Origin of the sequence: Megasphaera indica, assembly GCF_046614755.1 — a bacterium.
Taxonomy (GTDB): Bacteria; Bacillota; Negativicutes; order Veillonellales; family Megasphaeraceae; genus Megasphaera; species Megasphaera intestinihominis.
Window position 1 is genome coordinate 33411 of sequence record NZ_JBKKJR010000002.1, and the last position, 13145, is coordinate 46555.

11 protein-coding genes are annotated in these 13145 nt (G+C 57.0%); 9 read left to right on the top strand and 2 right to left on the bottom strand.

All coding sequences use genetic code 11. From position 1 onward, the window contains the following. Positions 1–567, top strand: a complete 567-nt coding sequence (locus tag ACFCTO_RS01645; protein WP_292260932.1) for a chromate transporter — start codon at positions 1–3, stop codon at positions 565–567. Here ACFCTO_RS01645 and ACFCTO_RS01650 read toward each other — a convergent pair. After that, positions 560–3091, bottom strand: coding sequence for a 3'-5' exonuclease (locus ACFCTO_RS01650; protein ID WP_302484895.1), 2532 nt, complete (start codon positions 3089–3091; stop codon positions 560–562). The two genes, ACFCTO_RS01645 and ACFCTO_RS01650, sit on opposite strands and share 8 nt — an antisense overlap. 286 nt (positions 3092–3377) lie before the next feature. Between ACFCTO_RS01650 and purE the strand changes: the two genes are divergently transcribed. The 8 genes from purE to fumC all read left to right on the top strand — a co-directional run bounded on the left by purE (position 3378) and on the right by fumC (position 12253). Continuing rightward, positions 3378–3872, top strand: coding sequence for a 5-(carboxyamino)imidazole ribonucleotide mutase (gene purE / locus ACFCTO_RS01655; protein ID WP_292108269.1), 495 nt, complete (start codon positions 3378–3380; stop codon positions 3870–3872). 43 nt (positions 3873–3915) lie between these two features. Beyond that, a complete protein-coding gene (gene purF, locus ACFCTO_RS01660; RefSeq protein WP_292260939.1) occupies positions 3916–5343 on the top strand; it encodes an amidophosphoribosyltransferase in 1428 nt (475 codons plus the stop codon). Continuing rightward, on the top strand, positions 5324–6388 hold the full coding sequence (purM, locus tag ACFCTO_RS01665; protein WP_020311356.1) for a phosphoribosylformylglycinamidine cyclo-ligase: 1065 nt from the start codon (positions 5324–5326) through the stop codon (positions 6386–6388). The genes purF and purM overlap by 20 nt, the downstream gene beginning before the upstream one ends. Continuing rightward, positions 6381–6995, top strand: coding sequence for a phosphoribosylglycinamide formyltransferase (purN, locus tag ACFCTO_RS01670; RefSeq protein ID WP_020311355.1), 615 nt, complete (start codon positions 6381–6383; stop codon positions 6993–6995). Before purM ends, purN begins: the two co-directional genes overlap by 8 nt. Before the next feature lie 12 nt (positions 6996–7007). Further along, on the top strand, positions 7008–7613 hold the full coding sequence (locus ACFCTO_RS01675) for a bifunctional phosphoribosylaminoimidazolecarboxamide formyltransferase/IMP cyclohydrolase (RefSeq protein WP_020311354.1): 606 nt from the start codon (positions 7008–7010) through the stop codon (positions 7611–7613). Next, positions 7613–8887: a phosphoribosylamine--glycine ligase gene (gene purD, locus ACFCTO_RS01680; protein ID WP_499876263.1), complete on the top strand. Its 1275-nt coding sequence runs from the start codon at positions 7613–7615 to the stop codon at positions 8885–8887. Before ACFCTO_RS01675 ends, purD begins: the two co-directional genes overlap by 1 nt. A 192-nt stretch (positions 8888–9079) precedes the next feature. After that, complete coding sequence (locus ACFCTO_RS01685) at positions 9080–10636, top strand: acyl CoA:acetate/3-ketoacid CoA transferase (RefSeq protein ID WP_370841731.1); 1557 nt, start codon at positions 9080–9082, stop codon at positions 10634–10636. A gap of 231 nt (positions 10637–10867) precedes the next feature. Continuing rightward, complete coding sequence (fumC, locus tag ACFCTO_RS01690) at positions 10868–12253, top strand: class II fumarate hydratase (protein WP_499876264.1); 1386 nt, start codon at positions 10868–10870, stop codon at positions 12251–12253. A 3-nt stretch (positions 12254–12256) separates the two neighbouring features. Here fumC and ACFCTO_RS01695 read toward each other — a convergent pair whose 3' ends face one another. Then, positions 12257–12994: a vWA domain-containing protein gene (locus ACFCTO_RS01695; RefSeq protein WP_292260949.1), complete on the bottom strand. Its 738-nt coding sequence runs from the start codon at positions 12992–12994 to the stop codon at positions 12257–12259. Positions 12995–13145: the final 151 nt, after the last annotated feature.

The following is a 13145-nucleotide window of genomic DNA, read 5'->3' on the forward strand; positions in this document are numbered from 1 at the left end:
ATGATATATCTGTTACTTTTTTGGGAATTCTGTAAAGTCGGGGCTTTCTGTGTCGGCGGCGGCTATGCGTCCATGCCGCTGATCCAGGCCAGTGTCGTCGATACCTTTCATTGGCTCTCGATGAGCGAATTTGTCGATATCTTCACCATTTCTCAGATGACTCCGGGGCCGATCGGCATCAATGCCGCGACCTTCGTCGGCACCAAAATCGCCGGATTAGGCGGAGCTGTGGCTGCCACCCTGGGCTTCGTCACGCCGTCGTTTTTCTTGGGGATTATTTTAGCACGCATCTTCCTCAAGTACGGTGACATCGGTCCTATCCGGGGCATCCTCAACGGCCTGCGCCCGGCTGTCGTCGCCCTCATCTGCGTCGCCAGTCTGAGCTTCATCCTCCTGGCTTTGTGGAATACGGAAACTCTGCCCGATGACTGGTCGGCTTTCAGTCTCGGCGGCCTGGCTATCCTCATCCTGGCCATTGCAGCGACGCGGCGCAAAATCGGCGTCATCAAGGTCCTCATCGGCTCCGGTGTCTTGGGCCTGGCCTTAGGCATAGCCGGCCTCATCTAACTTCGATATATTGGGAGTCCAGGCTCTGGAGGAAGCGGCTCGGCGCATAGCGCTGATTGCCGATTCCCTGGTGCCAGCTCAGATACAGCCTCTTTTTGGCCCGCGTAATGGCGACATAAAAGAGGCGTTTTTCTTCTTCGATATTGCCTTTCTTTACGGACCAGAAGGTCGGGAAGACCCGGTCTTCCAGGCTGGCCAGGAAGACGTAGTCGAATTCCAGTCCCTTGGCCTGATGGATGGTGATGATCGGGATTTTCGGGTCCCTGGCCAGCATGCTGTCCAGTTCGCTGTTGGACAGGGCTGTCAGCTTGAGGAATTCCGCCAGGGCGTCGCGGGGGTCCTGGGCCGGGTCGTCCGTTTCCTTGGCGATGCGGTAGAGTTTGCGGACGTTTTCCAGGCGGTCGATGTGATGGGCCGCATCGCTGGCATCACGATGGCTCTCGTACCAGGCCTTGACACCGCCTTCGTTCATGACGGCGGCGATGATGGCTATGGGCCGGTCCTGGTAAGATTGGCGGCGGAAACGGGCCATGTCGCGGCTGAAGGGAGCGAAGAGGGGCAGGTACATAGACAGGGAAGCGCGGCGGGCTGCCGTGGCCGGTGCTATCTTTTCTTTTACGGCGTAGCACAGGAGACCGGCCGTGGCCAGGATGTCATCGAAGGCGTCGTGCGACGGCTGATGGTCGATGGGGAAGGTTTCGCTCAGCGTAGCCAGTTTATGGTTGATAAGATTGGGATAGAAGCGGCGGTATATGTCCAGCGTGTCGTAATAGGGGAAGTCACCGCTTTCGGCCATGCCCAGGCGCTGGAGCTCGCTGTGCAAGATGGACAGGTCATACGTGACGTTGTGGCCGACGATGACGGCATCTCTGGCAAAGTCCAGAAAGGCAGACAGGGCTTCTTTCGGATCCCGGCCTTCGGCGGCTAACTGGTCGTCGCTGATGTGATGGACGTAGAATGATGTCCCGACAGAACGGCTGGCGCGGACGTAGGTGTTGAACGTGTCCGTGACCTGTCCCTGGGCATCAAGGCGGACGGCGGCAATCTGGATGATTTCATCTGTCGTCGTATCAGTTCCCGTGCTTTCGACGTCGAAAACGACGATGCGTCCATCTGCCAGGGCCGTCAGCAAGAGGCCGTAAGGGTCGCCCGTTTCCTGGGAAATGGGATCGATGAAGTCGCAGAGCCGGAGGCCCAGGCGGCGGTAGGACTCGCTTTCGATGGTTTCGATGGTCCGCCGGCCGATGCGGGGGACGAAGCGCAGGAGGATGCGTTTCAGGCTGAGGTTGTCGTGCTTGTTGAGGAGCAGCCGCAGGTAGGCCAGGAGGTCTTTACATTCCTGGCGCTTGAACAGGTGGAACTGGTCGATGCAGGTGACGGGCAGACGGGATGCTGGCGGATAGTGGAGATTATGGGCCGTAATACCTGTCCATAACTGCTGGGCCTGGCGGTTGCCGCGGACGAGGATGCAGGCCTTGAGGCGCTCTTCAGGCGGCAGCTGGCTCAGTTCCTGGAAAATCCAGCGGCTTTCGTTGAGAAAGGTATCGGCCTGGTGGACGACGATGGGTTCGCCTGGGACGGCGGCTGCGGCCTGGCCCGGCTGGGGGTAGATGTGGTGGACCGTCACCTGGCCGAAGAGGTGATTCAGGCAGCTTTCGGCAGCCTTCAGGAGGAGCTGCGTAGCCCGGTAGTTGGTCGTAAAGGTGATTTCCCGGGGATGGTAGGTCTTGCGGAATTGTTCCAGAATATATTCCGGATAAGAACCGCGCCATTCGTAAATGGTCTGGAAGTAATCGCCGCAGAGGAGAATGTTGCGGCCCGGGAAGAGGCGGCTGATGACGGCGTATTCGACTTCGCTCGTGTCCTGCATTTCGTCGACGGCGATGAAGCGGAAGCGGTCCCGCCAGCGCTGGCAGCAGGCGTCGTCGCTGAGGAAATCGTAGGCGCCGGTGATGAGGTCCGTGAAGTCGACGGCGTGGTTGTCGGCCAGGACGGCATCGTATTGCTGGACCAGGGCGTCGCCGTGGTCGCTGAGCCAGGCCTGGAGGGCTTCTTTGGGTGCCGTGAAATCGTGGAGGTCCGGGATGACGCGCTGTTTCTTCCTGAATTCGATGAAGTTCTGCAGGGCCTGGGTATCGTTGCCCGGGGCTGACGCCGCCGCAGTCAGGCTGTCGATGATTTGCCGGCAGTCTTCGTCGTCGTAGAGCAGAAAGTCGTTGTAACGGTCGCTCTGGCGCTTCGTTTCTTCTTTGATGAGGCTGTAACAGAAACTGTGGATCGTCTTGACGACGACAGCCAGGCCCTTTTCGCGGGCCGTGGCGATGATGCGGTTCTTCAGTTCTTTGCAGGCCCGGTTGGTGAAGGTCAGGCAAAGTATCTGCGAGCCTTCGGCGGCGCCTGTTTCCAGGATGTGGGCGACCCGGCAGGCCAGGACGCGGGTCTTGCCCGTGCCGGCTGGCGCGTTGAGCAGGATCGGCTGCGACAGGTCGCTGACGACTTGCTGCTGCTGGTCATTTAATTCCATAATCTATCCCTCCGTGTCGGTCATTTTCCTCCATTGTAACATAGTCGGCGCTATCCGTGTATAAACTGCGATAGAACGGGCGATTTTCATTGACAGTCCCGGAGGTTTTTGATAGAATCAAAGTGTATTTGATAATCTTTCAATCAATAAGGAGATGCACTATGACAAGACGTTTATGGACAGGTTCTTTGCCGTTTGTAAACAGTCTCCGTGTGTCTAACTGAAAAAAGCCCAAAGGTGACGTGTGTCACTTTTGGGTTTTGTTTTTCCTAAGGAGGGGTCTCTGTTGAAGGTCGGTTTGATCATGGGAAGCGATTCTGATTTTCCCGTTATGAAAAAAGCGATTGCTATTTTTAAAGAATTTGGTGTTGAATATGAAGTCTTGTTAGCGTCGGCCCACCGCACGCCGGCTGCTGTCCGGGAATTCGTTTCGACAGCCGAAGAACGGGGCATCAGTGCCTTTGTCGTCGGTGCCGGTATGGCTGCTCATCTGCCCGGTGTCGTTGCCAGTTATACGACGCTGCCTGTCATCGGCGTCCCCTTGGAAAGCGGCAGCCTCCAGGGCATGGATGCGCTGCTGGCCATCGTACAGATGCCGTCGGGCATCCCCGTTGCGACCGTCGCCATCAACGGTGCCAAGAACGGAGCGCTCCTGGCCGTACAGATCGGCGCTGCCAGCGATGCGGCCTTAGCCAAGAAATACAAGGCCTATCGCGAAAACATGGCTAACGAAGTCATGGAAAAGAACCAGAAGTTGCAAGAAACCATAAAGTCCCTCTAAGGGCAATACAGACTATTTTTCGTTATAACAGGAGGTTTAATTCATGTTTTACGATCCGATTTGGGATAAGCAGCATGAAGAATGTGGTGTCTTAGGTATTTACGATAAACACCTCGATATTCCCCGCTATATTTACTGGGGGTTGTTCGCATTACAGCATCGTGGCCAGGAAAGCGGCGGCATCGCCCTGACTGACGGCCAGGATATCCATACGTTCCGCGGCATGGGCCTCATCAGCACGGTCTTCGCCAACGGCGTACCTGAAGAAGAAGGCGGCCCCGTCGGCATCGGCCACGTCCGCTATTCGACGACAGGTTCCAATAATCCCCGCAATATCCAGCCCCTGGCCGTATACACGCCTATGGGACAGCTGGCACTGGCTCATAACGGCAACCTGACCAACACTCGGACCCTGCGGGAAGAACTGGACCGCGGCGGCGCGACCTTCCAGACGACCATGGACAGTGAAATCATCGTCAACCTCATCAGCCGCAGCCAGAAAGACACCATCGAAGAACGCATCATGGAAAGCATGAACCGCATCCAGGGGGCGTACTCACTGGTACTCATGACGAAAGATACGCTCTATGGCGTCCGCGACCCCTATGGCTTCCGCCCGCTGTGCATCGGCCGTACCGATGAAGGCGGCTGGGTCCTGGCTTCGGAAACGTGTGCCCTCGACGCCATCGGTGCCAAGTTCGTCCGCGACGTACAGCCCGGCGAATTCGTCCAGATCAATGAAAAGGGCGTCAAATCGACGATCTTTGCCAAGGCACCGCGCAAGCAGGTCTGTTCCTTTGAATACATTTATTTCGCCCGTCCGGACAGCGTCATCGACGGTCAGGATGTCTACCAGGCCCGCCTGAACATGGGCCGGGAAATGTGGAACGAAACGCAGTATGATGCGGACATCGTCATTTCCGTCCCGGACAGCGGCAACACGGCAGCTATCGGCTACGCCCAGGCTTCGGGCATCCCCTTCAAGCACGGCCTCATCAAGAACCGTTACATGGGCCGTACCTTCATCAAGCCGAACCAGAAACAGCGCGAACTGGCTGTCCGCATGAAGCTGAATGTCGTCAAGTCCGTCGTCAAGGGCAAGCGCATCGTCATGGTCGACGATTCCATCGTCCGCGGCACGACGAGCGGCATCATCTGCAAGCTCCTGCGCGAAGCCGGCGCCAAGGAAGTCTACATGTGCGTATCGGCACCGCCTATCAAGTATCCCTGCTTCTACGGCATCGACACGTCGGTCCGCAAGGAACTCATCGCTTCGACGTTCAGTGTCGAACAGATCCAGAAATACATCGGCGTGGACAAACTCCATTTCATTTCCATCGACGGTCTCAACCGGGCTGTCGAACATATCCCCAAGGAAGATATGTGCTTAGCTTGCTTCAATAACGACTATCCTACGGACACTCCGCAGGCCAATGAGGAAGGAGAAAAATATGCTCTCGAACACAAATAAAGGATTGACTTATGCTGATGCCGGCGTCGACATCGATGCTGGCAACAAAGCCGTAGAATTGATGAAAGATTCGGTCAAAGCCACGTACCGTCCGGAAGTCCTTGGCGACCTCGGCGGTTTTGGCGGCCTCTTTTCCCTGATGAACAGCGACATCAAGAAACCGATCCTGGTCAGCGGTACCGACGGCGTCGGCACGAAGCTGCGCCTGGCCATCATGATGGGCAAACACGATACAGTCGGTCAGGACTGTGTCGCCATGTCCATCAATGACGTCCTCGTCCAGGGTGCTGAACCGCTCTTCTTCCTGGACTACATCGCTGTTGGCAAGCTCGACCCGGTCCAGGTTGCGACCATCGTCAAAGGCGTTGCCCATGCCTGCCAGGAATCGGGCTGCGCTCTCCTCGGCGGCGAAACGGCTGAAATGGCCGGCTTTTATGCCAAAGACGACTATGACCTGGCTGGCTTCGGCGTCGGCATCGTCGACCGCGACAAGGTCATTACCGGCGAAAACATCAAGGCCGGCGACGTCCTCATCGGCCTGCCTTCGACAGGGGTCCACTCCAACGGCTTCTCCCTGGTCCGCAAGATCGTCCTGGAACGGCAGAACATGAAGCTCGACCAGTACGTCGATGAACTGGGCATGACCATCGGTGAATGCCTGCTCACGCCGACCCGCCTCTATCCGCGTCCGTGCCTGCCGATCATCAAGAACTTCACCGTCAAGGGCATGGTCCACATCACTGGCGGCGGTTTCTATGAAAACATCCCCCGCGTCCTGCCGAAAGGCGTCGGCGTCGATATCGACGTCACGGCGTGGCCGCAGCTGCCGATTTTCGGACTCCTCCAGAAATGGGGCAACGTCGATGCCAAGGAAATGTACCGTACCTTCAACATGGGCATCGGCATGATCATGATTGTCGATGAAAAAGACGCTGATGCCGTCCTCAAGAACCTGGCCGACCGCGATGAAAAGGCCTATGTCATCGGCAAAGTCGTCGATTCCGACGTACCCGTAACCTTGCGGGGAGGCGTATTCCATGACTAAAAAGAAGATGGTCATTTTCGCATCGGGCCGTGGCTCCAATGCCATCGCCCTCCACGATGCCGTCGAAGCCGGCACAATCAATGCGGAAATCAAGGCCCTGGTCTGCGATATCCCGGGCGCACCGGTCATGGACCGCGCTAAGGAATGGGGCGTACCGGTCATTCTGGCCGACCGCAAATCCTTCGACTCGAAAGCGGCCTTTGAAAAATATATCCTCGACGCCATTGAACCGTATCAGGCCGACATCATCTGCCTGGCCGGCTTCATGCGCCTCTTGAGCGGTGACTTCATTTCCCATTATGAACACAAGATGCTCAATATCCATCCGGCCCTGCTGCCGTCGTTCCGCGGCCTCCACGCCCAGCGCCAGGCCGTCGAAGCCGGTGTCAAGATCGCTGGCTGCACGGTCCATTTCGTCGTTCCCGACATGGATGCCGGCCCGATCATCTTGCAGTCAGCCGTACCGGTCTACGAAGACGATACGGAAGACACGCTGGCAGCCCGGATCCTCACCAAGGAACATCCGACTTATGTCAGAGCGGCAGCGCTCTTTTGCGATGATAAATTGACTATCGACGGCAATGTCGTCAAAGGGACTCAGGAATAGGAGGAATTTTTCATGAAAGTAAAACGCGCACTCATTAGTGTATCTGATAAAACGGGCGTCGTCGAACTGGGCAAAGCCCTGGCTGACCTCGGCATTGAAATCATCTCCACGGGCGGCACCATGCGGACTCTGAAAGAAGCGGGCGTACCGGTCATCGCCGTTCAGGACGTCACGGGCTTCCCGGAAATGATGGACGGCCGCGTCAAGACGCTGAATCCGAAAATCCACGGGGCTATCCTGGCTGTCCGCGACAATCCGGAACACGTTAAAGCCATGAAAGAACACGGCATCAAACCGATCGACCTGGTCGTCGTCAACCTCTATCCGTTCCAGCAGACCATTGCCAAACCGGATGTCACCTTGGCTGAAGCCATTGAAAACATCGACATCGGCGGTCCCTGCATGGTCCGCGCTTCGGCAAAGAATAACAAATACGTCGCCATCGTCACCAACCCGTCCAAATACGGCGAAATCATTTCCATCCTCCAGAAGGACGGCGAATTCTCCGACCAGTACCGCCTGGAACTGGCTCAGGAAGCCTTCCATCACACGGCTGTCTATGATACGGCCATTGCCGCATACCTGGCAGAACAGGTTCAGAAGGGGGCCGCAAAATAATGAAAGTAGCAGTCATCGGCGGCGGCGGCCGCGAACATACTTTGGCTTGGAAATTGGCTCAGAGCCCGAGCGTCGATAAGCTCTATGCCATTCCCGGCAGCGCCGCTATGAGTGAAGTCGCCCAGTGCGTCGACATCGCCCTGTCCGATTTAGACGCCATTACGGACTATGCCAAAAACGAAGGCATCGACATGCTCGTCGTCGGTCCGGAAGTCCCCTTGACCGAAGGCATTGCCGACCTGGCCCAGTCCAAGGGCCTGGCTGTCTTTGGCCCGAACAAGGCCGCAGCCCAGATGGAAGGGTCCAAAGTCTTCGCCAAGAACCTCATGAAGAAATACCACGTCCCGACGGCAGCTTACGCCTCCTTTACCGATGGCGATGCCGCCAAGGCCTATATTAAGGAACAGGGCGCACCGATTGTCGTCAAGGCCGATGGCCTGGCTGCCGGCAAGGGCGTCGTCGTCGCCCAGACGGAAGCAGAAGCCATCGAAGCCGTCAACGCCATGATGGAAGACCACATCTTCGGTGCTTCCGGCGGCCGCATCGTCATTGAAGAATGTATGGTCGGCGAAGAAGCGAGCCTCCTGGCTTTCGTCGATGGCAAGACCATCGTACCCATGATTTCGGCTCAGGACCACAAGCGTATCTTCGATAACGACGAAGGCCCCAATACGGGCGGCATGGGGGCTTATGCGCCGGCACCGGTTGTCACGCCGGAAATCCGCAAGGAAGTCGAAGAAAAGATTTTGAAACCCGTCGTCGATGGCCTCAAACAGGAAGGCATCACCTACCAGGGCTGTCTCTATGCCGGCCTGATGATTACGGCAGACGGCCCGAAAGTCGTCGAATTCAACTGCCGCTTCGGCGATCCCGAAACACAGGCTGTCTTGCCGCTCCTCGACGGCGACCTGGCTCAGATCATGTATGCCTGCGCCAAGGGCACGCTGACGGCTGACATGGTCCACTGGAAAGACGCCGCTGCCTGCTGCGTCATCATGGCCTCTGCCGGCTATCCCGCTTCGTCCCATAAGGGCGATGTCATCAGCGGTCTCGATGCTGTCGATAAAGAAGACGTCATGGTCTTTCATTCCGGCACGGCCAAGAAAGACGGCCAGTACGTCACCAACGGCGGCCGCGTCCTCGGCGTCACGGCCGTAGCACCGGACCTCCAAAGTGCTATCGAAAAGGCCTATGCCAACGTCAAACGCATCCACTTCGACGGCCAGCAAGTCCGCAGCGACATCGGCGCCAAAGGATTGAAACACTTGAAATAACGTTCATCGTTCATTGTTCGTCGAAGTCTTTTTCGACCTGCGATGAACGACCGACGACGGTTGTAGTTTGCAGAGAAACCTTTAAATTGAAAGCCATCCGCTAACCACTAACCACTAACTGCTAACCACTTAAAAGGACTTGTCGTCGTACGACAGGTCCTTTTTTCATTACCACACGAAAGGAAGGTCGTTATGACACAGTTTATTACGCCTGCCGAAGCGGCGCGTCTCGTCGGCGATGATATGACCCTGGCTGTCAGCGGTCATGCCGGCTTCGGTACGCCTGATGGTTTATTCAAGGCTCTCCACGACCGCTATGCCGACGAAGGACATCCCCGCAACCTGACGCTGGTCAAGATTGCCGGTACCGGCGACGGCGGCCAGCGCGGCGGTGACCGACTGGCTGCAGACGGCCTCATCGGGACTATCATTACCAGTCATTTCGGCATGGAAAAGAAATTATCCGACAAGGTCGCAGCTGACCAGTGCTTGGCTTATACGGTCCCGGCTGGGACGCTCCTGGAGCTGTACCGGGCTATCGCCGCCGGCCGTAAGGGCGTCTGGACCGATATTGGTCTGCATACCTTGGCTGATCCGCGTCTGGACGGCAGCAAGGCCAATGAAAAGACCGTCCGCGAAGGGAAAGACATCGTCCGCCTGATGGAAATCGATGGCAGCGAATACCTGTATTATCCGGCCTTTCCCATACAGGTCTGCTTTATCCGCGGTTCTCTGGCTGACGAAGACGGCAACATTTCCCTCCAGCGCGAAGCCATGATTGGTGAACAGCTGGAAGTGGCCGAAGCGACGCATAATTCCGGCGGTATCGTCGTCATCCAGGTCGAAGACGTCGTGCCTCGCGGCAGCCTCGATTCGCGCCTCGTGAAGATCCACCATTTCCTCGTCGATTACGTCGTCGTGCCGCGGCCGAAGTACCACGTCCAGAGCTTTTCGACCCACGGCTACCGGCCGGAACTGAGCGGCGAAGGGCGCAAGTCCATCCAGTCCCTGCCGCCGCATCCTCTGGACAATCGCAAAATCTGTGCCCGCCGGGCGGCGATGGAACTGAAAAAAGGCGATGTCATGAACCTGGGCATCGGCATCCCGGAAATCATCGGCTCTGTCGCCGCTGAAGAGGGCTTCGGACCGAGCCTGACCCTGGCGGCCGATTCGGGCATCATCGGCGGCATTCCCTTGTCGGGCCTCGATATGGGGGCCGCTGTTAATGCCGAAGCGGAACTGAAGATGGCCGACATGTTCGATATCTGCCACGGCGGCGGCCTCGACCTCTGCGCCCTGGGCCTGGCGGAAATCGACGCCATGGGCAATGTCAATGTTTCGAAATTCCACGGTCGCGTCACCGGGCCCGGGGGCTTCATCGACTTGGCCCAGCACACGAAGAAACTCATCCTCATGGGGACTTTTACAGCCGGCGGCCTGCGGGAACACTGCGAAGACGGGCGCCTGGTCATCGACCATGAAGGGAAATACCAGAAGTTCAAGACGGACATCGAACAGGTCACTTTTTCCGGCTCTTATGCGGCCAGTCATGACCAGCACGTCCTGGTCGTCACTGAACGGGCCGTCTTCCGCCTGACACAGCAGGGCCTGATGCTGACGGAAATCGCACCGGGCATGGACCTGGAACGGGACATCCTGGGCCAGATGGAATTCCGCCCGCTCATCGCCGATGACCTGCAACTCATGGACGGCCGCATCTTCCAGCCCAATCCCATGGGCTTGTCGTAGGTCGTTCATCGTTCCTCGAATGGTCCCCTGCGGGGACCCAACGTAGGGGCGACCCAAAGGGCGTCCGCCGAGTCCGCCATGTTTTATATAATATGGAGTATACGGCCGCAAATGTGGGGAAACCGTTCCTCGTTCCTCATACGGTCCCCCTTGGGGACCCAACGTAGGGGCGACCCAAAGGGCGCCCGCCTGAGTCCGCTATGTTTTATATAATCTGATTGGAGGTTCGTCATGGAATACCGTATAGAAAGAGATTCGATGGGGGAAATCAAAGTCCCGGCTGATAAACTCTGGGGTGCCCAGACACAGCGCAGCTTCGAGAATTTTAAGATCGGCACGGAAAAGATTCCTGCCGAAATGGTCACGGTTTTTGCTTATTTGAAAAAGGCGGCAGCTCTGACCAACAAGGAATTGGGCGTCGTCGACGGCGACCGGGCCGACGCTATCCTCCAGGCCTGCGATGACATCCTGGCCGGCAAACTCGATGGCAATTTCCCCCTGGCCGTATGGATGACCGGCAGCGGGACGCAGTTCAACATGAACGTCAACGAAGTCGTCGCCAACCGGGCTAAACAAATCTTAAAAGCCCAGGGCAAGGACTTGAATGTCCATCCCAATGACCACGTCAATCATTCCCAGAGCTCGAACGATACCTTCCCGACAGGCCTGCATATGGTCGGCGTCATGCTCATCGAACAGAAACTGTTCCCTGCCATGGAAGCCCTTTATCAGGCACTCCGGGTCAAACAGGAAGCCTTCAAGGACATCGTCAAGATCGGCCGGACCCACTTGCAGGATGCGACGCCCTTGACGCTGGGCCAGGAATTTAGCGGCTGGGCCCGCATGATCCAGCGTGACCGGGATATGCTGGTCCAGGGCGTCGATTTCCTCCGCGACCTGGCCATGGGCGGCACGGCCGTCGGCACGGGCATCAACTGCCCGAAAGGCTACGATGTGCGCTTTGCCGAAATCGTCAGCCAGCTGACGGGCACGACCTTCCATACGGCGCCGAACAAGTTCCAGTCCCTGACCAGTAAGGATGAACTCGTCGTCGTCCACGGCATGCTCAAGGCCCTGGCCTGCGACCTCATGAAGATCGCCAATGACGTCCGTTGGCTGTCGTCGGGACCGCGCTGCGGCATCGGCGAAATCCGTATCCCCGAAAATGAACCGGGCAGCTCCATCATGCCCAGCAAAGTCAACCCGACGCAGTGCGAAGCCGTCACGATGGTCGCCGTCCAGGTCATGGGCAACGACGCGACTTTGGGCATCGCCGCCAGCCAGGGGAACTTCGAGCTCAATGTTTTCATGCCTGTCATCGCCTACAACCTGATCCAGTCTATCCGCCTGCTCACGGACTGCATGGATTCCTTCCGCAAGCACTGCGTCGTCGGCATCGAACCGAACCGCGAACGGATCACGACCAACCTCTACAACTCGCTCATCCTGGTCACGGGCCTGGTGCCCCTCGTCGGCTATGACAAGGCCTGCACCATTGCCAAACAGGCAGCCAAAGAAGGGCTGACCTTGAAAGAGTCAGCCCTGAAGACGGGATGGGTCACGGCAGAGCAGTTCGATAAAGCCATGGACCCGGCCAAATTGGCAGGTTTGAAATAAGACTTATTTATCCTTTTCGATGTTATCTTTCCAGGAGTCGTCGTCTTGCTGCTGGACGGCACTGCGCGTATAAGCGGCAATGGCGGCGAAGTTCTTCTGGACGCCTGTCGAGGTATTGCGGTACTTGACGGCATGGTCGGCATCGATACCCAGGTTCTGGGCTTCCGAAGCGGCGTCGATATTGGCGCCGAGGAAAATGAAGTCCCAGCCCTGGGCTTTTTTATCGGAAATCATTTTCTGGATCGTCGCCTTGGAATATTCCGTGCTGGCATTTTCCTGTCCGTCCGTAATGATGACGAAGATGACCTTATGATCTTTGTCAGAAATACCCGGCGTGTCGGAAATCTTGGCAATCGTGTTGCCTACAGCATCGAGGAGGGCCGTCGAGCCGCCGACGCGGTAATCCTTGGTCGTCATGTCCGACAGGCTGTTGATGTTGCTGCGGTCCGTCAGGATGTCGACTTTATTGTTGAACAGGACCGTCGTGACCTTGGTGTCGACGTCGAGGTCTTTTTCCTTGGCAATCATGGCGTTGTAGCCGCCGATAGTATCGCTTTCCAGGCCATACATGGAGCCGCTCTTATCGAGGACCAGGACCAGGTCGAGATGTTTGATCGTCGACGGCAGGGACTGTGTTTCAGCCTGGCGGGCTTTGTCGGTCATGGACGTCGTGTCAGCCGCCATAGCTGCACCGCAGCAGAGCAGGGCGCTGAGGGTGAGTATGAGTAATTTTTTGAACATGGCAGATGCCTCCTTAAAAATGGACGAATGACGTTTCTTTTATTGTAACATAAAAGTTGTTACAAAGAATACGCAGTCTGTTCACAAATCTTTATGATTCCTTTAAATTTTGCCTAATTTTTCGTTAGAAATGACCGTTATACTGGCCTTA

Coding starts and splice junctions, on each gene's coding strand:
- purM (WP_020311356.1), top strand. CDS start 5,324: ATGCTCTCGAACACAAATAAAGGATTGACTTATGCTGATGCCGGCGTC.
- ACFCTO_RS01645 (WP_292260932.1), top strand. CDS start 1: ATGATATATCTGTTACTTTTTTGGGAATTCTGTAAAGTCGGGGCTTTC.
- purN (WP_020311355.1), top strand. CDS start 6,381: ATGACTAAAAAGAAGATGGTCATTTTCGCATCGGGCCGTGGCTCCAAT.
- ACFCTO_RS01675 (WP_020311354.1), top strand. CDS start 7,008: ATGAAAGTAAAACGCGCACTCATTAGTGTATCTGATAAAACGGGCGTC.
- ACFCTO_RS01650 (WP_302484895.1), bottom strand. CDS start 3,091: ATGGAATTAAATGACCAGCAGCAGCAAGTCGTCAGCGACCTGTCGCAG.
- purF (WP_292260939.1), top strand. CDS start 3,916: ATGTTTTACGATCCGATTTGGGATAAGCAGCATGAAGAATGTGGTGTC.
- purD (WP_499876263.1), top strand. CDS start 7,613: ATGAAAGTAGCAGTCATCGGCGGCGGCGGCCGCGAACATACTTTGGCT.
- ACFCTO_RS01685 (WP_370841731.1), top strand. CDS start 9,080: ATGACACAGTTTATTACGCCTGCCGAAGCGGCGCGTCTCGTCGGCGAT.
- fumC (WP_499876264.1), top strand. CDS start 10,868: ATGGAATACCGTATAGAAAGAGATTCGATGGGGGAAATCAAAGTCCCG.
- ACFCTO_RS01695 (WP_292260949.1), bottom strand. CDS start 12,994: ATGTTCAAAAAATTACTCATACTCACCCTCAGCGCCCTGCTCTGCTGC.